Below are 19609 nucleotides of genomic sequence, written 5' to 3'. Positions count from 1 at the left end.
AGACGGGAAATCCATGTCCGACCTGAAACCCTATATTGCCAAAGTCGCGGCGGGAAACCATCTCGACCGCGAGGAGGCGAGAGGCGCTTTCGAGATCATCATGTCCGGCGCCGCCACACCCTCGCAGATCGGCGGTTTCCTGATGGCGCTGCGCGTGCGCGGCGAGACGGTGGACGAGATCTACGGTGCCGTCGGCTCGATGCGCGCCCGCATGCTGCCGGTCACCGTGCCGGCGGATGCGATGGATATCGTCGGCACTGGCGGTGATGGCGCCGGCACCTACAACATCTCGACACTCGCCGCGATCATCGTTGCTGGCGCCGGCGTCCCCGTCGCCAAACATGGCAACCGTGCGCTCAGCTCCAAGTCGGGCACGGCCGATGCCCTCTCCTGCCTCGGCGTTAAGCTCGATATCGGCCCGGCCGAGATTGCCCGCTGCGTCCACGATGCCGGCCTCGGCTTCATGTTCGCCCAGTTGCACCATCCGGCCATGAAGCATGTCGGCCCGTCGCGCGTCGAACTCGGCACGCGCACCATCTTCAACCTGCTTGGCCCGCTGTCCAATCCCGGTGGCGTCAAGCGCCAGCTCCTCGGCGTCTTCTCGCCGCATTGGCTGGTGCCGATTGCCGAAGTGATGCGTGACCTCGGATCGGAAAGCATCTGGGTCGTGCACGGCGAAGGTCTCGATGAGATCACCACGACCGGTACCACGCAGGTCGCAGCGCTCGAAGACGGAAAGATCCGCACCTTTGAACTGACGCCGGCCGATTTCGGCCTTCCGCAGGTGAAACTCGACGACATCCGCGGCGGTGACGGTGCGCACAACGCCGCCGCCCTCCTCTCGGTGCTCGGCGGCGCGCACATGCCCTACCGTGACATCTCACTTGCCAATGCCGCAGCCTCCCTCGTCGTAGCCGGCAAGGCAGAAACGCTGAAAGACGGTATGACGCGCGCAACCGAAGCGCTCGAAAGCGGCCGCGCCCGCGCTGCATTGGAGCGTCTTGTCGCGGTTTCCAATGAAGGCCAGGCGGAGTAGGATTGGCCATGACCGACATTCTGAAGAAGATCGAAGCCTACAAGCTGGACGAAATCGCCGCCGCCAAGGCGCGCATCGCACCCGCCGAGCTTCGTGCCCGTATCCGCGACCAGCAGCCGCCACGCGGCTTCTTCGCGAGCCTCAAGGACAAAAAGGCAGCAGGTCACTTCGGCCTGATCGCCGAGATCAAGAAGGCAAGTCCCTCGAAGGGCCTTATCCGCCCGGATTTCGACCCGCCGGCACTCGCCAAGGCCTATGAGGCCGGTGGTGCCGCCTGCCTTTCCGTGCTCACCGATACGCCGAGTTTTCAGGGCGCACCGGAATTCCTGATCGCCGCCCGCGAAGCCTGCGCCTTGCCCGCCCTGCGCAAGGATTTCATGTTCGACAGCTACCAGGTGCTGGAAGCCCGCGCCTGGGGTGCGGACTGCATCCTGCTCATCATGGCTTCGCTCAGCGACGACACCGCGAAAATGCTGGAAGATTCGGCCTTCTCGCTCGGCATGGATGTGCTGATCGAGGTGCACGACGAGGAAGAGATGGAGCGCGCGCTGAGGCTGAAATCCAAGCTCGTCGGCGTCAACAACCGTAACCTGCGCACATTCGAGGTCGATCTCGCCGTTTCGGAAAAGCTCGCCGGCATGGTGCCGGACGACCGGCTGCTCGTCGGCGAAAGCGGCATCTTCACCCATGCGGATTGCGAACGCCTCGGCAAGGTCGGCATTTCGACCTTCCTCGTTGGCGAAAGCCTGATGCGCAAGGATGACGTGGCGGCAGCGACGCGCGAACTCCTCACCGGTTCGGCCGGCATGCTGGCGGCGGAATGATGGCCGAGACGGCTGACACGCTCACCCATATCGACGCGTCAGGCGAAGCCAACATGGTCGATGTCGGCGACAAGGCGGAGACCGTGCGCATCGCCATCGCCGAGGGTTTCATCCGCATGGCGCCGGCGACGCTCGACCTGATCCTCAAGGGTGACGCCAAGAAGGGCGACGTGATCGGCACGGCGCGCCTTGCCGGCATCATGGCCGCCAAGCAGACGTCGAGCCTCATCCCGCTCTGCCATCCGCTGATGCTGACGAAGGTCGCAGTGGACATCCGCGAGGATCGCGCCCTGCCCGGCCTGCGCATCGAGGCCATGGCGAAATTGACCGGCCGCACCGGCGTCGAAATGGAGGCGCTAACCGCCGTCAGCGTCGCCTGCCTCACCATCTACGACATGGCAAAGGCCGCGGACCGCGAGATGGAAATCGGTGGCGTCCGGCTGCGCGAAAAATCCGGCGGCCGCTCCGGCGATTACAAACGCAGAGACAGCTGATGTCCCTTCTTCCTGTTGCCGATGCCCTCGATCGCCTGCTCTCCGGTGCAAGGCCACCCCATCGGACGGAACAGGTTTCGCTGCACGACGCCCAGGGTCGCGTGCTCGCTGAAGATATCGCAGCACGGCTCACCCAGCCTCCCTTCGACAATTCGGCCATGGATGGCTATGCCGTCCGTCATGAAGACATCGCCGAACTCGGCTCCGTCCTCAAGGTCGTCGGTACCTCCGCCGCCGGGCACGCTTTCGGAGGTTCGGCCGGTCGTGGCGAGGCCGTGCGTATCTTTACTGGCGCGCCGCTTCCCGCTTTCGCCGATACCGTTCTCCTGCAGGAAGACGCCGAGGTGCTGGAGGGTGGCCGCATCCGCACGACCTTCCTCACGCCGAAAGGCCGCCATATCCGTCCACGCGGCCAGGATTTTTCCGAAGGCGACGTCGTGCTCAAAACGGGCGATCTGCTCGACGCCGGCCGGCTGACGGTCGCCGCGGCGATGAACCATCCGCAACTGACCGTCTACGCTCGCCCGCGCATCGCCGTACTTGCCACCGGCGACGAACTCGTGCCGCCCGGCACACCGCCCGGTGCCAGCCAGATCATCGCCTCCAACACCTACGGTGTCTCCGCGCTCGCCCGCGAGGCCGGCGCGGAGGTGATCGACCTCGGCATCGTCCGGGACGACAAACAGGCGATCCTCGACGCCGTGCGCAACGCTTTGTCGCTCGACATCGACGTGCTCGTCACGCTCGGTGGCGCGTCCGTTGGAGATTTCGATCTCGTTCAGCCCGTGCTTGGCGAAGCCGGCATGGAACTCGACTTCTGGCGCATCGCCATGCGCCCCGGAAAGCCGCTGATGGTGGGCCGCCTCGGTGCCATCCATGTTGTCGGCCTGCCTGGCAACCCCGTCTCCAGCCTGGTTTGCTCGCTGCTCTTCCTGGAACCCCTTGTCCGCCATCTCGCCCGTCTGCCCGCAAAGAACCGGCAGCGCCCGGCCCTTGCCGCTGTCGCGCTCAAGGAGAACGACCAGAGACAGGATTATGTGCGTGCGCGCATCCACCGTGCCGCCGACGGGACGTATCGCGTGACGCCGTTTGCGAAACAGGATTCCTCGATGATGAAGGTCTTCGCCGAATCAGAAGGCCTGCTCATCCGTCCGCCGCATGCGCCGGCAGTGCCGGAAGGTGCTGCTTGCGAAATCCTACTGATTCGAGAGCCGCAAGACTGAGCAGTCGCCTACAGGTGACTTCAGCGCCACCGCTCGTTCAATAGACCGTATATTTCAGCAGCCCGAGCGACCAGTTTACGCCACGGTTTTCCGTATCGCGCGTCCAGGTCTGCTTCAGCGTGCCGGCAATCTCGGCGATCGTGGTGCGCGCATCCAGTTCCTTGGTCAGCCCATAGTCGTTGGGCGCAACCTTGGTGAGGTCCACGTCGTCGGCGACGACGATCGCCACCAGCACGTTTTCGCTTGGGCCGTCGGCCTCGAATTCAAAGCCGTAGTAGTCATCGGGAATGGTGAGCGGCATGTTCGGCGTCAGTGGGGTGATCTTCTGCGCCGCTTCGTTCGGGAAAATCTGCGTCGCCTTGCCGTCCTTGTCGACGTCGTAGAGGATGAGATGCCCGCCCGTGCTGCTCGTCACGCTGATCTTGAAGGCGTCGCCACCCTTCAGGTGGTCGGAGGAGAGCGCCACCTTGACGTCACCCGTCTGCGGCTTGCCGAGAATGTCGCCAACAGCATCCATCGGGTCCGCGGCCACATAGGCCGTCTGTTGCGTGTTCTCGACCTTGACCTCCTCGACCTTGCCATAGTCGGGGTTCTGCTGCGTTTCGCCGCCGGTCTGCGGCTGCTGGTACTGCTGCCCGCCCTCGGCGGTCGGCGTGACGGCGCTGGCGCCGAGCAGGGCGTAATTGACCTCCAGCTGCGGATCGAGGCCCTGGCACTGTGTTTGCGCCGAGCAATAGGTCTGCGACTGCTTCTTCACATATTCGAGCAGTTCGGCATTGGAGACGATGCCGTTGCCATTGCTGTCGGCTGCGGAAATCTCATGGCCATTGACATAGGAAAGGGTGAAAACGCCGTGCCGCTCTTCCGGCGGCAGGCGCGTATCATCCCAGGCAACCTGATAGGAGGAGGCAGCACTCCAGGCCTCCACGCCGTTCTGCTTGGCGATCTCCGGCTTGTCGACCACAGCGACGTCGATGCGCAGCCCGCGCATCTTCACCGCATCGGCCGGCTTGGCGAAGGGGCGCGGCAGGAAGCGCGCGCTTTCCAGCGCTTCGCCGACATCCGTCGAGAGCGAGCGTGAAATCGTACCGGAATGGCAGGCGTCGATGACGATGGACACGGCGCGGTCCTTCAACTTCGCCAGCATCGCGTCGATCTCGTCGTCCAGAATGACATTCGACCAGTCGCCATCGCCGGCGGCGATGTCATAGGTCGAGAGCGCTTCGTCCAATCCGTCCTCCTCGTCACCGCTCGCATCCTTCACCTGAAGGCCGTGACCGGAGAAATAGAAATAGACCCGGTCGCCCGGCTGCGTGCCGTTGACCAGCCATTCGTCGATGCTGGCGAGGATCGAGGCGCGGCTCGCATCCTTGTCGAGCAGGACCCGGATCTGGTCCGCCGCATAGCCCTGCTTTTCCTTCAGCAGCTTTTCGATCAGCGGCACATCGTTCTTCGGCCCTTCGAGGAACATTTTTTCAGGCAGCGACGCATAGGTACCGATGCCGATCAGGAGCGCCCGGTCGGCGGCCTCCGCGGCTGAAAACATCCCGAGCGACAACAGAAGAGCGGCGGCGTAACGGATCATCAGAGCGTTTCCCGCGTGTAGAGAGGTTGGATAGCGACACTGGCTTCCTTGCCGTCGAGACGGGTCGTGAGGGCCTGCAGCACGGCTTCGGCGGTCACGTTCTTGCCGGCCAGCACCGCGCCGATGGCATCGACCGGCTCGGCGGTCCAGATCGTGATGAGGTGATCGGCCCCAAAAGGTTTGACGACCTCCACATCCGACAGCTTGAATTCGGAACTGTTCGTGCCCGCCGCCTGCATATCGAGGAACTGTACCTCGCCCGTATTGGCGAGGTTGAAGACGAGCATGTTCGGATAGCGGCCAGGGGGCGCATCGAAGCGCAGGCGATCACCGGCGGCATAGATATCCTTGGTGGGCGTCAGCGAAACGGAGCCCGGGTTCTGGCTTGCCATGGCCTTCAGGAAGTCGAGCAGCACATATTTGTCCACCACCGACTGGATACTGTCCGCGCTGACACTTTCGGCCGCGACATCGCCGTTTGGCGTGTAGAAGACGCCGGTCGCCACATCCCAGCGATAGGGCGTTCCGGTGCCGTCGGTGTTCTTCGGCTTGTCGGCCGTGCCGTCGATCTGAAGGGCGATGTTGCCGGTCCAGCCGAGATCCTTCGCCGTTTTGATCGCCTTGCCGGTGTCGGCTGCACCATTGTCGCTGGTGTCCGTTGTCGTGGTATTGTTGCTTGCGACCGGGATACCGCGCGTCAAGGTGACGACGACCTCGCCATCCGAACGCGCCACCTGCGGCGTGAAATTCGGCACTTGCAGGGCTTCCGAGCGGTTCTTCACATTGCTGAAGACGTAGTCCTCAAGCTCGATGCGGGTAATGATGCCATTGCCGTCGCGGTCGGCGCTGCCTTCCACGGCGCGGGCGAAACTCCAGCTCAGCGCACCGCGCGGCTCGCCATCGATGATGACCTCCGGCGTCGGCTGGCTTTCCAGCGAGGCGGCCAGCACCGTCACTTGCTTGAAGCTGATTTCCTTGAGATTGGCGCCCGCAATAGCCTCCTGCGAAGGCGGCGCAAGCTTGACCTTGACGGCCGGAGCCAGGCGGCTCTTGCCCTTGATCGACCGGCTCATGCCACCGGAAAAGCAGCTGTCCGAAACGAAAAGCACATGCACGCCCTTGCCCTCGGCCTCGGCAAACCAGGCATTCATCTCGTTGTCGACGATGATCTCGTTGGATGTTTCCTCGTGGCGGTTGCGGTCAAAACCCGGCAGCTGGAGAAACTCGTCGAGGCCATCCGCCTCATCGCCGGCGACAAGCTCGGGCATCTGCGCCCCGTGGCCAGCATAGGTGAAGATGATCGTATCGCCGGCGGCGGCCTGCGCCACCATGTCGGTCCAAGCCTTGCGGATATCGTCTTTGCGTGCCTGCTCGTTGGTGAATTTGGTGGGGGTGAAGCCCGCTGCACTCATCGAGCGATAGACGTCTTCCGCGTCGCGCACTGCGCCGTCGAGACTGACATCGTTGGGATATTGATCGACGCCGACGACGAGCGCATAGGTCTGCGCCGCGAAAACCGGCGCCGGCAGCGCGACGGCAAGAGAAAGGGCCAGGAGGCGGGGCAGCGTCTTCATCATTATTGCACGTCCACTTCCACGCGGCGGTGCAACTGGTTCAGCGTTTCCGTATCATAGGCGCTGGCATCATCCGGCTTGAAGGGTTGGTCTTCACCCTTGCCCTCGGTGGTGATGGTGCCGGCATAACCGGCATCGTAGAGATAGGTCTTCAGCGTTTCGGCGCGTGCAAGCGAGAGCTTGTAATTCGCATCCGCGGAGCCGACGGGATCGGTGTGGCCGATCAGCTTGATCGAACCGGGTTTGACGGTCTTCAGGCACTCCGCCAGGTCCTTCGCCGCCTCGATGCCCTCCGGCGCGAAATCCGCCGTGCCGAAGACGTAGCGTATCGGCGTCGACTTCTTCTTGATCGTCACGCCACGGAACGAGACCTTGCACCCGCCGCGCATGGCAAGTTTCACGGGGCGCGGTGCGGCAAGCCGCATTTCGCTGGCCATCTTGTCGAGGCGCAGGATGTATTGTTCGTCCGGCGCCATCCAGTCGGGCGTCAGCGTCTCGTTCGATCCGTCTTCCAGCGCAATCTGGTAGAACCGCGCCGCCTGCTCATAATCCTTGCGCTCACGGGCAAGATCGCCGAGCGCATCGAAAACCTGCCAGGGACCGCCATACTGCCGCTGGAGGTCTTCCAGTTCCTGCTGATGGTCGGACAGCTTGCCGCCATTGCCCACCGCCGTCGAGATGCGGTTGAAGGCCGTCAGAGCCGCGACGCGACCGACCAGCGTGCGCTCGTTTGCACTGCAATTGGCCGTGCCGGCGGTTTCCGCAAGGGCGCGTGCCTTCTGCTCGTCGCCGGCATTGAACGCCTCGATGACGCCGGTGAAGGCATCGCAGGCCGCTGCGGCCGGGGCGGCTCCGGCCAGGACGAAGAGTGTTGCTGCCAGGGATCGCATCAGCATTGTCGGTTCAGCCCTCGTGTCGTTTGGCAAAAAATAGGCAGGGGCCTGAAAGCCCCTGCCCTTGTTATCATTTGATCTCGAAAGTCACCATCTGAAGACCGGCCGCGCCATTGTCCTTCTCGGCCTGCTTGGCGAGGTTGACGGCAATGCCGCGCGTGGTCGGCTGCTTCGAACTGACGGCCAGCTGCTTGGCCTGCTCGGCCGTCAGTTTCTGGTCGCCGAGGCCGCCGATCTTGCAGTAGGCGATCATCGTTTCGCCGGGTGACGGCGAATCGAAGGTCAGGTTGCCCGTGCCCGGCTGCGGGATCAGGCGGCGTTCACCGGTGTTCAGCGTGGTGTTGCCGATCATGACGTCCGGAATGATTTCCACATTGCCGGTGTCCTCCACATACATCACCTGAAGCTCGCAGGCGTGGTTCGTGCTGAGCTCGAAGCTCAGGTAATCCCCCACCTTCGCGCTTGTCGACGGGACATGCAGGGCAAGCTTGACCTTTTCAGCCTGCGCCTTGTCGTCCTGCTTGTAGGCCGGCGTGACATAGGTGTTGTCGACGGCCTGCTCCTGCTTCTGCTCCGGCTGCTGATAGCCCGTGTTGTCCACGGCCGGCTTGGTGTAGGAGGCATCGCCGGTATTGTTGACGGCCACGTCCGGATTGACGCCGCGCTTCAGCGGTTCGAGCTGCAGCAGCGGTTCCAGCATGAAGGCATACTGCTCTTCAACCTCGGTGCGCGGGATCGTGGCGCCCGATTCGAGCGTCGCAACCCAATCGATGCCGATGCGCAGTGCATTCACGTCGGTGAGGCGGCGGATGTCGGAGGAGAACTCCTCCGGCGTCATGTCGAACTCGGCAGCCAGCTGTTCGAAGTTCAACTCATCCTCGTACTTGTCGGCGAAGTAGGTGAAGATTTCCGCGCCGCCGGGTGCCTTCAGGCTGGTCTTGCCACCGCCGGAAGTCGCTTCGGTGATGCCGAGACGATCGAGCGCAGCGACGAAACGATCCGTGTCGCGCTTGTAGACCTCGTTCAACTCCTCCTGCGGCACATAGACGGCGAGCAGCTCGTCCTGCTGGTCCTTGGAGAACAGCGTGGAGGTTTCGATATGCTCACGCAACTGGTCGCGCTTGGAGAGAATGCCGTCGAAGTGGCAGTCGAAGCACGAGCGGGCATTGATGATCTCGACACCCTTGCCGATCGGTCGCTTGCGGAAGGAGACGATCGCCGTCGGGCCGATATCGAGCTGGTCGCCCTTGTCGGTCGAGAGATAGTAGCCCTGCATGCCGTTCGGAAGCGAGAAGATCATTTCGCCGCCGTCATGGTCGAAGGCTTCGAGACCGGCTTTCAGGCGAACGCCTTCCGGACCCGCCGGGAAGCGCTTCAGCACCTGCTTGCCGACATCGCCGGCGAAGTCATAGGACTTCCAGTAATAGCCGCCGAACGGCATGTCGTGGCGCTCCAGCATGCGATTGTGATCGGAAACACCCGAAGAGCCATCGGCAAAGCCCGCACGGACGATACGGCGACGCTCGATGTTTTGATCGACAGGCACCTGGAAGCGCTTTTCAAGCTCGGAAATATTGGTCGGCAGCTTCATGAGACGGTTATAGACCTTCGGCCGCGCGCCGTTGCTCATGAACCAGTCGACACGCATGATGGGAAGCTGCGACTGCGTCGCCTTGGCAAGCGAATGCAGCTGGGCATCGCTCGTCGGTTCCACGCCATAGAAGTATTCGTTGATCAGGAAGTCGTAGTCTTCCTGGCTCCATTCGAGGTCACGCAGGTCGACGCGAACGAGCAGGCCGTCGGAGCCCTCCACTTCCTTGGGCAGCACCAGTTCCGGGCCATAGGACAGCGAATTCAAGAGCTTCTTGAAGCCGCCGGCGAGAACTCGCATGCGCTTCAGGAAGGTTTCATGCGTCTCGCAGCTCATCATGCCGTTATACTGGTCGCGATAGCTGAAATAGCGCATGAACGGCTGGTCGTGCTCGTCCACCTTGGAGATATCGCGCAGCGCCAGCTCGACGAAATCGAGATATTTCAGCATCGGCCGCGAGCGCTTGGTCTGCGTTGCGGAGACCGCGGTTGGAATATCAGACTGGTTCAGCGAATTGATCCAGTCGGCAAGGCCCTGCACTTCGGCATCGTCCGGGCGTTTGCCGAGCGGCATGCGGCCGCTGGTAACGCTGGTGTAGAGCAGCGACTTGGCGGCATCGCCGGGCGTCACGAAGGCCGGGTTTGCAGCAATCGAGGCAAGGTCACCCGATGGGAAGGACCCTTGCGAGCTTTCGCCCGGGCCATGGCAATTGCGGCAGTATTTGCCGATGAAGGCATCGGCCGCAGAGGCCAAATCCGCACTGCCCCCGGCAGCACCGAGGGCGCTTTCGGCGGTCGCCTCGCTGCAGACCGGCGCGGTGCTGGTCTCGACGGGCGTTACCTTCACCTCGCGATCGGCAAGGAAGGCGTACATCGCCTGCTTGTCCTCATCGGAAAGCGTCGAAAGGCCCTGCGCGATCCGGCGCATGACCGGATCGGACAGCGGTGAACCGGAGAGCTTCTTGCCCTCGTCGATCAGGCCCTTGGTGAAGACTTCATGCGAAGCAAGACCGCTCATGCGCGCCTTGGTGATATCCGGCGCGACGGCGCCGGTGAGGCCCTTCTCGCCTTCATAGGCGCGGGCGAGATCGAGGCCGTAGGTCGTGGTGCGCGGCGTATGGCAATCGCCGCAGCCGCCGACATTCTCGATGAGGTAGCGGCCACGCTCCATCTGCGTTTCCTCGCGCGGCTGATAGGCCTGCACGGTGAAATGGCTGCGCTTCCAAAGCGTCAGCGTGGTCTGCCGATTGAACGGGAAGGCAATCTCATGCTCGTGCGAGGCGGCATCCGATTGCGGCAGCGTGTCGATATAGGCTTTGATATCCAGCACATCCTCCGGCTTCATGCCGCCATAGGACGTATAGGGCATGACCGGGTAGAGGTTGTTGCCCTCCTTGTCGAGGCCGACCATCACGGCGTTCAGGAAGTCCGCATTCGACCAGCCGCCGATGCCGTTCGGATGGGCGGAAATGTTCGGCGCGAAGAACTTGCCGATCGCCGTCTGCATCTCCATGCCGCCGGACAGCAGCTCCGTGTTGTCACCCGAGCCATGGCAGGCGCCGCAGCCGGCCGCACCGAACATGACCTTGCCGTTGTCGACATTCGGCTGGTAGGTGCCGAAGGCATCCGGCGCGAACTGGTCGATCGCCAATGCCCCGGTGGGACAGATAGCCAGCATGGCGAGGCCAAGCGTTGCGGCAATGCCCGAGCTTCGGCGGGAAAATGATGTCTTGAACATGCGCATGGCTTGTTCCCTCGCTCCAAGAGGCCGGCGGACCGGCTGGAAATTCAATCTCTCTCACACAATTCCGGATGCAAAACCGCTTCGCAGTTTCTTCGGGAACTGTCCTATCGAAACTCGAAACGCTCGAACTCGACGCGGCGCGGTGCCTTGCCGAGTTCCTTCAATCCCTTTTCGATGGCCAGCCGCAAAGGCGGCGGGCCGCAGAACCACAGGTCGGCCTCGGCCGGATTCATCGTCGTGCCGGAGACGAGCTTCGTTGCATCGAAGCGCCCGTCGGTCGCCGAATTGTGCAGAACGAAGTTGAAATTCTCGAGCTTTTCCGCCTGCGCCCGGAATGTCTCGAGGCCGATCGCCTCCGCTCCGTCGCGCACACAGTAGACCATGTGGATATCCTGCCCCTCGTCGCCCTTCAGCCGGCTCGCCATGGCGAGAAACGGCGTGACTCCGATGCCGCCGGCAAGCCAGATCTGCTTCTTGCCGCCGCGCTTATGATTGAAATGCCCGTATCCGCCCTCGAGCGTCAGCGCATCACCAACCGCAACCGTCTCGCGCAGCGCCTTGGTATAATCGCCGAGCGGCTTGATGGCGAAGCGCACCGAACCATCGTCCTCTATCCCGGCGATGGTGAAGGGATGCGGCTCGCGAAGGCCCGTCTTGTTGACGCGGAAAAAGCCGAACTGGCCAGGTTTCGCCCGAAGCTTGCCGCCGATCGGCCTTGCCGAAATGATCGTCGCTCCGTCATGGCGCTCGACATTCACAACCTCGTATCTGCGCGTGCGAAGCCATGGCAGGAGCTGCGTATAGGCGTAGCTGACGATGCCGATGAGAGCGAAAAGATTGAGATAGGTCGCCAGCAGCGCCGTGCCGTCATAGGGGCGCTTGATGAACATCTGATGGAACGCCACCATGACGAAGAGCAGGCCGATGAAGCGGTGCGTGATGCGCCAATACTGATAGGGGATCTGGAACCGCGTCTTCGGGATCACCTTGACGAGGCTGAGGATCAACAGGAAGACGAAGGCGTAGAACGCCCATTCGCCCGCCGTCTTGGCGAGTTGGTTGAGCCCGCTCGTTACGGAAAGCCCCTGGAAATCCGGTGCAATGAAATAGTGCACCAGGATAAGACAGAGCACCGCAATCCCGATCTTGCGATGGAACTGGTAGATGCGGTCGAGCCCGCCAAACAGCCGTTCGATGAAAGGCGGACGCGTCGCCATGAACTGGGCGATCCCCATGGCGACGAAGGCCATCGAAGAGGCCATCAGCGAAAACGTGGTTCCCGCATTGGTATGGCTGACGGCCGGCACGGCCAGAAGGCCGGCAAAGACGATCAGAAGCGTCGCGATGATGGAACCCGCAGTCAATGTATGCCCCCACAAATTCAACTGGCCGGTCAGAATTCCGGGGGTATGCTGGCAAGCCCCATGACATTCGTCAACCGCAATCCTCTAATCGACGGACGGGCCTGCGGCTTTATTCGGGTGTATCTGCCGTGTGGGGAAAACAGAGGTGGGCTAGGTTGTATCAGGGCCTAATATTGCAACGGAAATAGGTACATAGAAACGCTCTCTATCCGCTTCCGGCCGTCGGCCCCAACTGTTCGATCCGTCATTTTCCGAGGTGGCGAATATCTTCCCGCGCCTGTTCGGCGAGCGGATGGTCAGGATGGCGCGCGATGAACAGTTCAAGAGCTTCGCGCGTACCCTTCGCCTTGAAGTTCTTGTATTCGGCCTCGATGACGATCTCGGGGTCGGTCGGCAGTATCATGGTGCCACCCGTACCCGGAGGGCCGTCGCCTGCTGCCGCAAGCACGAAGCCGGTTGTCGCAATCATGGACATTTTAGAGATCAATTTCATTCTCCACCCGAATAGCATGTCTCGATCATCCGTTTATGTTAGGACGTTTTCAATTGCATAACGAGTTGCTGCATTACGATTCTCGAAGCAGATTGCGGCCTATCCATGGCAGGATGCCATCCGAACCGAACGCCACCAAGCCGGAGATCACGACGTGACAGGTACAAGTAAAACCATCAAAACCATAACGGCAACCGGAACGTCGGTCGATGGGCTGTTTTCTGGCTACGCCTGGTCCGGTCCGATCACCTATGCGTTTCCCACGACATCGGACGATTACACCTATACGGGCGAGCCCACGAACAATTTCGGCACGATTTCGACCCAACAGCAGACGGCAGCGCGCTTTGCGCTGGACGCGGCTGCGGGTACTTCCGCGAATGATGGGTTCTCCGTCGAGGGCTTCACCGCCGTAAACATTTCGGTGGGGTCGACCGCAACCTCGACGCTCCGCTTTGCCGAGACGGATGGTTCAGGAACGGCTCATGCCTATTACCCGACCACGGCAGATGTCGGTGGCGATGTCTGGTTCGGTCGTGCCTTCAATTACCGCTCACCTGTCGCTGGCAACTACGCCTGGGCGACCATGCTGCACGAGATCGGCCATGCACTCGGCCTGAAACACGGACACGAAGTGGAAGACGGCTTCCCGGCATTACCCGCCTCGAAGGACTCGATGGAATATTCCATCATGACCTATCGCTCCAACATCGGCGGCCCGACCGATGGCTACATGAACGAAGAATTCGGCTACGCACAAAGCTACATGATGTACGACATCGCCGCGCTGCAGCGAATGTATGGCGCCGACTTCACAACAAATGCCGGTGCAACAGTCTACAAGTGGAATCCAAATAGCGGCGATACCTTGGTCAACGGCAAGGTTGCCATCGATGCCGGCGGCAATCGCATTTTCGCAACAATCTGGGACGGCGGCGGCAACGATACCTATGACCTTTCGTCCTATAAGACGGCCCTCTCGGTCGATCTGCGCCCTGGCTACCATTCCAAGTTCAGCGACGTGCAACTTGCGTTGTTGAACTTCGACACGGATGCTTTTGCCCGTGGCAACATCTTCAACGCACTTCTGTTCAAGGGCGATCTGCGATCCCTTATCGAAAATGCGAAAGGCGGCAGCGGTAACGACGCGATTCGCGGCAATCAGGCGGCCAACGTACTGCAGGGCAACAACGGCAACGACGTCCTTTATGGCTTCGACGGCAATGACAAGCTCTATGGTGGAGCGGGCCGCGACGTGCTCTCCGGCGGCAACGGAAACGACGCGCTGACTGGTGGTGCAGGTGCTGACAAGCTGATTGGCGGCAGCGGAGTGGACACGGCCTCCTATGCCGACGCGATAGCATCCGTGCGGGCCAGCCTAGCGAATCCGTCAATCAATACTGGGGATGCGGGAGGAGACACCTATTCGTCCATCGAAAATCTGTTGGGCAGCGCCTTCAACGACAGGTTGATCGGCAACAGCGGCATCAACAAGATTGCCGGCGGCAAAGGCAACGATACGCTGACCGGCGGCGGCGGCGCCGATGCCTTCTATTTTGCCACGGGCTATGGCAGGGACATAATTTCCGACTTCCAGAACAACGTCGATGATATCGATTTGAGTTCGTACAACTTCTCATCGATCAGCTCGGTCCTGAGCAAATCTACTCAGGTCGGCGCTGACGTGCAAATCAAACTCGCCAGCACGGACATTATCGTTCTCAGTAACTTCAAGTTGAGCGACCTCAACGCGAGTGACTTTATCCTCTAGGCGCGAGGGCAGCCGAGCTGCAACGCTCCCGCTTTCCGGAGGGGATCGTTTTGCAATCGACATAAAAAGGCTCGGCTTCGCCGAGCCTTTTGTCTGCGTAGGTCGTTGGTTTATTTACAGCAACTTTCACAAACCTTGGTAAGGCATCGGTTTTTCAGAGACCGTGCAACCGCGCCTGTGCAATATCGGCGACGATCGAGAGGGCGAGCGTGCGTGCATCCCTCGCCTTGTCGAAGATTCCGATGGGGGCCTTTATCCGGGCGAGGTCGGCGTCACAGTAACCACGCTGCCGCAAGGCTGCGCAGCGCGTCCCGTGCGTGCGGCGGCTTCCGAGTGCGCCGATGTAGAAAGCCCTCGATGCCAGAACGCGTTCGAGCAATACCAGTTCCCGGTCGACGTCGTGGAACAGAAGTGCCACGGCGGTATCGCGATCCAATTGGTCGTCTGTTGGCACCTGGCCTCGTTCTAGCAGCAAGACCTCGTAGCCGGACGCGGACGCAATCTGCGCCACCGCACTGGCTTCCATTCCGGTGCCGCCAAGCACAAGCCTTTCCCTTGGCCGGTAGGCGCGGACGAAAGCATCCCCATCCCAACCGGCCTTCCCCTCACCCGCCTCCAGATCAAGTGCCTGGGCGCCAGCATGATAGCGCAGGCACACGGGGATACGGCGCTGCAGAGCCGTCAGCGCACGATGCAGTACGGCGGTGTCACGAAGAACGTGAATGGCGAGCGTGATGCCGCCGCCGCACGGCAGGACGATATCGAAGAAAGGTGATCCCTCGCCGAGGCAAAGATTGCGGTCCAAGCCTTTTTGAAGGGCAATCACGGCTTCGGCGGCAACAGCTGCCTCCGTACAACCACCGGAAACGAAACCGCAATAGCGGCCGTCTGCACACACCGCCATCTGCGCGCCGATCGCGCGGGCCGCGCCGCCACGGATTTCGACGAGCGTGACGAGGGCCACTGCATGGCCATCGGTCATGGATTGCGCGGCGAAGGCAAGGATCTCGATCGCATCGTCCGAAAGGAAGGCGGCGCGAGGCTCCAGCGTTTCCGGTTCGGGGGCGATGCGGCCGGCCATGTCACGCCACCCCGTCTTGCGTACCTTGCCAGCGGCGCACGATGCCGGGGTCCAGATCAAAGAGGTCGAGCACGCGACCGACGGTGTGGTCGACCATGTCGGCGAGGCTTTGCGGCTTGGCGTAGAAGGCCGGCACGGGCGGGTAGATTATGCCGCCCATTTCCGTCACCTGCGCCATGTTGCGGATGTGGCCGAGATGGAGCGGCGTTTCGCGCAGCATCAGCACCAGACGGCGGCGCTCCTTCAGCACCACGTCGGCGGCGCGCGACAGCAGGTTGTCGGTCGTGCCGGTGGCGATTTCCGCCATGGTCTTCACCGAACAGGGGGCAACGATCATGCCGAGAGTCTTGTAGGAGCCGGAGGAACAGACCGCGCCGATATCCTTGTTGGAATGCGTGGTCGTCGCCAGCGCTTCAAGGTCCTGCTTGGTAAAATCCGCCTCGGCCGCGAGCGTGATGCAGGCGGCGCGAGACATGATGAGATGCGTCTCGATCTCCAGGTCGCGCAGCACTTCGAGGATGCGCTTGCCGTAGACCACGCCGGAAGCACCTGAAATGCCGACAATCATGCGTCTTGGCCGCGTCGTCATGACCTATCCCACGCTTTTGAGAAGGGCTACAGCGCGGGCCGAAGCCTCATCGCTGATGCGGGCGCGCACGCCGTGGAAATTCGGCCCGCGCGTGGCATCGAGGCCCATGCGAGAGGTCGTGCCGATACCGCTTGCCGACGGGTCGAGCGCATTCCCCGGCAGGCCCTCGATGATGACGACATCCTTATGCGGCTGGAAGTGGGTGGCGAGCGCCCAGAGCACCTCGCTGTCGCGGGTAATGTCCACGTCGGCATCCACCACGACGACGGTCTTCAGATACTGGTCCCAGCCGAGCAGGCCGAGCATGATCTGACGGGCCTCGCCCTCGCGCGTTTGGTTCATCGCGATGTAGGCGTGGAAATGGGTGCCGGAGGACGGGTAGTGCACGGCGGTGATGGAGGGGAAGCGCGCCTTCAGCTTCTCCACGACCTCCGCTTCGCGCGGCACGCGGCCGAGGTTCAGGTGTTCGGCCGAATTGCCACCCGCCACGGAGACGAGGATGGCATCGCGCCGACGCATGATCGTCTCGACGGTGAAGAGGTTGTTGGTCGAGCGGTCGGAGGAATAGCCAGTGAATTCACCGAACGGCCCCTCCTCCACATGGGCCTCGGGATCCAGCACGCCCTCGAGCACGATCTCGGCATGGGCGGGAACGCGAATGCCATATTTTGGCGTGCGCACGACCTGCAAGGGCTCGCCCATCAGGCCACCCGCCACATCCCGCTCGTCCTCGCCGAAGGCTAGGCGGGCGGAGGCAGCGATCATGAACAGCGGATGGCCGCCGATCACCATGGCGACCGGCATCGGCTCGCCCTTCTCCTTCGCCATGTTCATCAGGCGCCAGAGATGGCCGCGCGAATGCAGCGAGGTGGCCAGCGAATTCTTCGAGTGGATCATCGCGCGGTGGTAGCTGAGATTGCCGGCCCCGGTTTCGGGGTGCTCGCCGATGATGATGCCGCTGGTGATGTATTTCGCTCGGTCGGTATCGAAGTGCTTCAGCATCGGTAGCGCGTGAAGATCGACAGCGTCGCCGGAGATGATTTCCTCGGTGATCGGGCCGCTTTCCAGAATCTCCGGCGTGAATGGCCGGTTGGAGCGGGCCTGATAGGCCTCATGCAGGTTTTCCGCCGTCGAGCCGAGCAGCCGCGCAATACGATCACGCGAGGCAAAGATGTTGCAGATCACCGGACTGTCGATGCCGCTGACATCCTTGAGATGCAGCATCGGATGCTGGCCCTTCTCCGCAAGGTTCCAGATCAGCGCCGTGGCGTCCTGATCGTCCGAGACCGGCCGGTCGATGGTGATAACGTCCTCGGGATGGTCGGCCTTGTAGTCGGCCAGGAAGCGGCGGACGTCTTGCTTGTGGTACTGGGTCATGTCTCGGCCTCGATGCTGCGGGTAGATAGCGGCGCCCCGAAAGGCGCCGCCATTGTTAAATCAGGCGAATTCCAGATGCCTGCCGGTGGCGCGGTCGACGCCGGCGTAGGAATCCGTCAGGCGCGCCTGGGCGTCCTTCACGTCGCGCGGTGGTGGTGACGGGTCGATGCCGACGAGCTTGGCGATGTTGTTGCCGAGATAGCCTTCCAGATCGTCCTCGGAGAGGTTGATGCCGTGCGGCGGGTCCTTGCAGAGCACTTCCAATTCGCGCAGCCACATGCCCGGATCGTTCGGTGGGCTGTCCGTGCCGAAGACGATCTTGTTCTTCGGCAGCTGCTGGGCGAACTCCACGATGCGCGACTGGAAGCACCAGCCGGATTCGCAGTAGACGTTCGGCGTATCCATCGCCATCCAGAAGGATTCGAACGAGTAGTTGCCGCCCGTCTGGATGCCGAAATGGCCGATGATGAAGTTGACCATCGGGAACTCGCGGATGATCGGGTAGAACATCGTCGGGATCGTGTACGGACCGTCGCCGGTGTGGATCAAAACGACCACGCCGAGTTCGGCGCACTTCTTCATCGCCGGGCGCAGCCAGTCGAGTGCACGGTCGGGGCGGTAGCCGTGCATGTTGGCATGCAGCTTCAGCATCTTGAAGCCGTACTCCTTGACGTGGAATTCCAGCTCCGCCGCGCCGTTTTCAGGGCCCCAGCGCGGGTTGTAGTTGAAGTTGCCGATGAAGCGGTCCGGATAGGTCTGGCACAGCTCGGCGCAATAGGCCATGTAGTCGCGAATGCCCTCGCGGCCCTTGCGGTTGCCGTCGCGGTAGCCGGTGTTACCCGGCGGCGGCTGGATGAAGCCCATGTCGATCCGGCGCGGCTTGCCATTGATCATATAGGGGCCGTCCATCAGCTTCAGCATGCGCTCGCCGGTGAAGGGCGAACCCGTATGACGCCATGCCTCGTCCACGAGGTTCGTCGGGTGAAGATGGGTATCGATAATCATTGTTCACTCCGTTCAGTTTACGCGGCGAGCGAGACGCCGTGCTGGCGCAGATACGCCTCGGCTTCTTCGACGCTTGCCGGCGGCTTGGTCGGCTCGAGACCGATCATGCGGGCGGTGTTGTTGCCGAGGTAATCCTCCAGCGTATCCTCATCGAGGTTGAGGCCCTGCGGCGGCTCATGGCAGAGGACTTCGAGAAGATTGATCCACATGCCCGGCTCGTTCGGCGGCGTATCGGAGCCGAAGAGGATCTTGTGCTTGGGCAGCACCTTGGCGAATTCGACAATGCGCGACTGGAGGCACCAGCCGGATTCGACGTAGACGCTCGGCGTGTCCAGGGCCATCTGCATCGGCTCGAACACGTAGACGCCACCGGTCTGCACGCCGAAATGCGCAAGGATGAAGTTCACTTCCGGGAACTCGCGGATGATCGGGTAGAATTCCGTCGGGATCGAGTACGGACCGTCACCGGTGTGCACCTTCACCATCAGGCCGAGCTCGGCGCACTTCTTCAGGGCCGGACGCAGCCAGTCGAGCGCGCGGTCTGGGCGGTAGGCGTGCATGTTCGCCTGCAGCTGCACCATCTTGAAATCGAATTCCTTGGCGTAGCGTTCGATTTCTTCGGCGCCGTTCTGCGTGCCGTAGCGCGGGTTGTAGACGAAGCAGCCGAGGAAACGGTCGGGATGCTCCGTCACCATCTTTTCCGTATAGGCCATGTACTGACGGATGGCGGCCTTGCCTTCCAGGTCCATGACTTCATGGGTGTAGATGGTGTTGCCCTGCGGCGGCTGGATGAAAGCCTTGTCGATGCGGCGCGGCTTGCCGTTCACGTAGTACGGGCCGTCCATCATCTTCAAAAGCTTGTCGCCGGTGAACGGCGGTCCGTCGTGGCGCCAAGCCAGGTCCACCAGATCGGTGGGGTAGCAGCTTAGGTCAATGATCATTCTTGTTCTCCTGTCGTAGAGGGTC

The 19609-nt window shown here is 62.0% G+C and carries 16 protein-coding genes; 5 read left to right on the top strand and 11 right to left on the bottom strand.

Annotation, left to right across the window (positions count from 1 at the left end):
- Positions 1-13 precede the first annotated feature (13 nt).
- The 4 genes from trpD to BSY16_RS05595 are packed head-to-tail and all read left to right on the top strand — an operon-like array spanning position 14 to position 3577.
- A complete protein-coding gene (trpD, locus tag BSY16_RS05610) occupies positions 14-1036 on the top strand; it encodes an anthranilate phosphoribosyltransferase (protein ID WP_069058745.1) in 1023 nt (340 codons plus the stop codon).
- An 8-nt stretch (positions 1037-1044) separates the two neighbouring features.
- Complete coding sequence (gene trpC / locus BSY16_RS05605) at positions 1045-1860, top strand: indole-3-glycerol phosphate synthase TrpC (protein WP_069061397.1); 816 nt, start codon at positions 1045-1047, stop codon at positions 1858-1860.
- Positions 1860-2354: a cyclic pyranopterin monophosphate synthase MoaC gene (moaC, locus tag BSY16_RS05600; protein WP_069058744.1), complete on the top strand. Its 495-nt coding sequence runs from the start codon at positions 1860-1862 to the stop codon at positions 2352-2354. Before trpC ends, moaC begins: the two co-directional genes overlap by 1 nt.
- The gene (locus BSY16_RS05595) at positions 2354-3577 is read left to right on the top strand and encodes a molybdopterin molybdotransferase MoeA (RefSeq protein WP_069058743.1); all 1224 of its coding nucleotides are present in this window, start codon (positions 2354-2356) and stop codon (positions 3575-3577) included. Before moaC ends, BSY16_RS05595 begins: the two co-directional genes overlap by 1 nt.
- A 37-nt stretch (positions 3578-3614) precedes the next feature.
- Here BSY16_RS05595 and BSY16_RS05590 read toward each other — a convergent pair whose 3' ends face one another.
- The 6 genes from BSY16_RS05590 to BSY16_RS05565 form a co-directional block, all read right to left on the bottom strand.
- Positions 3615-5162 carry a caspase family protein gene (locus BSY16_RS05590; protein WP_069058742.1) on the bottom strand — a complete coding sequence of 516 codons (1548 nt, stop codon included), beginning with the start codon at positions 5160-5162 and terminating at the stop codon, positions 3615-3617.
- On the bottom strand, positions 5162-6739 hold the full coding sequence (locus BSY16_RS05585; RefSeq protein ID WP_069058741.1) for a caspase family protein: 1578 nt from the start codon (positions 6737-6739) through the stop codon (positions 5162-5164). The genes BSY16_RS05590 and BSY16_RS05585 overlap by 1 nt, the downstream gene beginning before the upstream one ends.
- The gene (locus BSY16_RS05580; protein ID WP_069058740.1) at positions 6739-7632 is read right to left on the bottom strand and encodes an OmpA family protein; all 894 of its coding nucleotides are present in this window, start codon (positions 7630-7632) and stop codon (positions 6739-6741) included. The genes BSY16_RS05585 and BSY16_RS05580 overlap by 1 nt, the downstream gene beginning before the upstream one ends.
- A 67-nt stretch (positions 7633-7699) precedes the next feature.
- A complete protein-coding gene (locus BSY16_RS05575) occupies positions 7700-10963 on the bottom strand; it encodes a c-type cytochrome (RefSeq protein ID WP_069058739.1) in 3264 nt (1087 codons plus the stop codon).
- Positions 10964-11067: 104 nt separating this feature from the next.
- A complete protein-coding gene (locus tag BSY16_RS05570; RefSeq protein ID WP_069058738.1) occupies positions 11068-12327 on the bottom strand; it encodes a ferredoxin reductase family protein in 1260 nt (419 codons plus the stop codon).
- Positions 12328-12571: 244 nt separating this feature from the next.
- On the bottom strand, positions 12572-12802 hold the full coding sequence (locus tag BSY16_RS05565) for a hypothetical protein (RefSeq protein WP_069058737.1): 231 nt from the start codon (positions 12800-12802) through the stop codon (positions 12572-12574).
- Positions 12803-12974: 172 nt separating this feature from the next.
- On the opposite strand from BSY16_RS05565, the gene BSY16_RS05560 reads away from it, so the two are divergent.
- The gene (locus BSY16_RS05560) at positions 12975-14591 is read left to right on the top strand and encodes a M10 family metallopeptidase (RefSeq protein ID WP_083242834.1); all 1617 of its coding nucleotides are present in this window, start codon (positions 12975-12977) and stop codon (positions 14589-14591) included.
- Between the two features lie 154 nt (positions 14592-14745).
- Here BSY16_RS05560 and BSY16_RS05555 read toward each other — a convergent pair whose 3' ends face one another.
- The 5 genes from BSY16_RS05555 to BSY16_RS05535 are packed head-to-tail and all read right to left on the bottom strand — an operon-like array spanning position 14746 to position 19584.
- Positions 14746-15672, bottom strand: a complete 927-nt coding sequence (locus tag BSY16_RS05555; RefSeq protein ID WP_069058736.1) for an XdhC family protein — start codon at positions 15670-15672, stop codon at positions 14746-14748.
- Between the two features lies 1 nt (position 15673).
- A complete protein-coding gene (locus tag BSY16_RS05550; protein ID WP_069058735.1) occupies positions 15674-16261 on the bottom strand; it encodes a UbiX family flavin prenyltransferase in 588 nt (195 codons plus the stop codon).
- Positions 16262-16264: 3 nt separating this feature from the next.
- Positions 16265-17638 (bottom strand): UbiD family decarboxylase, encoded by a 1374-nt coding sequence (locus tag BSY16_RS05545; protein WP_069058734.1) that lies wholly within the window; start codon positions 17636-17638, stop codon positions 16265-16267.
- Between the two features lie 60 nt (positions 17639-17698).
- A complete protein-coding gene (locus tag BSY16_RS05540) occupies positions 17699-18643 on the bottom strand; it encodes an amidohydrolase family protein (protein ID WP_069058733.1) in 945 nt (314 codons plus the stop codon).
- A gap of 17 nt (positions 18644-18660) precedes the next feature.
- A complete protein-coding gene (locus BSY16_RS05535; protein ID WP_069058732.1) occupies positions 18661-19584 on the bottom strand; it encodes an amidohydrolase family protein in 924 nt (307 codons plus the stop codon).
- Between the last annotated feature and the right edge of the window lie 25 nt (positions 19585-19609).

Origin of the sequence: Sinorhizobium sp. RAC02 (assembly GCF_001713395.1) — a bacterium.
Lineage (GTDB): Bacteria > Pseudomonadota > Alphaproteobacteria > Rhizobiales > Rhizobiaceae > Shinella.
The sequence above is the reverse complement of the archived record's forward strand: the minus strand, read 5'-3'. Positions and strand labels throughout refer to the sequence as shown.

Coding starts and splice junctions, on each gene's coding strand:
- BSY16_RS05575 (WP_069058739.1), bottom strand. CDS start 10,963: ATGCGCATGTTCAAGACATCATTTTCCCGCCGAAGCTCGGGCATTGCC.
- BSY16_RS05565 (WP_069058737.1), bottom strand. CDS start 12,802: ATGTCCATGATTGCGACAACCGGCTTCGTGCTTGCGGCAGCAGGCGAC.
- trpC (WP_069061397.1), top strand. CDS start 1,045: ATGACCGACATTCTGAAGAAGATCGAAGCCTACAAGCTGGACGAAATC.
- moaC (WP_069058744.1), top strand. CDS start 1,860: ATGGCCGAGACGGCTGACACGCTCACCCATATCGACGCGTCAGGCGAA.
- BSY16_RS05580 (WP_069058740.1), bottom strand. CDS start 7,632: ATGCTGATGCGATCCCTGGCAGCAACACTCTTCGTCCTGGCCGGAGCC.
- BSY16_RS05555 (WP_069058736.1), bottom strand. CDS start 15,672: ATGGCCGGCCGCATCGCCCCCGAACCGGAAACGCTGGAGCCTCGCGCC.
- BSY16_RS05590 (WP_069058742.1), bottom strand. CDS start 5,162: ATGATCCGTTACGCCGCCGCTCTTCTGTTGTCGCTCGGGATGTTTTCA.
- trpD (WP_069058745.1), top strand. CDS start 14: ATGTCCGACCTGAAACCCTATATTGCCAAAGTCGCGGCGGGAAACCAT.
- BSY16_RS05535 (WP_069058732.1), bottom strand. CDS start 19,584: ATGATCATTGACCTAAGCTGCTACCCCACCGATCTGGTGGACCTGGCT.
- BSY16_RS05545 (WP_069058734.1), bottom strand. CDS start 17,638: ATGACCCAGTACCACAAGCAAGACGTCCGCCGCTTCCTGGCCGACTAC.
- BSY16_RS05550 (WP_069058735.1), bottom strand. CDS start 16,261: ATGACGACGCGGCCAAGACGCATGATTGTCGGCATTTCAGGTGCTTCC.
- BSY16_RS05540 (WP_069058733.1), bottom strand. CDS start 18,643: ATGATTATCGATACCCATCTTCACCCGACGAACCTCGTGGACGAGGCA.
- BSY16_RS05585 (WP_069058741.1), bottom strand. CDS start 6,739: ATGATGAAGACGCTGCCCCGCCTCCTGGCCCTTTCTCTTGCCGTCGCG.
- BSY16_RS05595 (WP_069058743.1), top strand. CDS start 2,354: ATGTCCCTTCTTCCTGTTGCCGATGCCCTCGATCGCCTGCTCTCCGGT.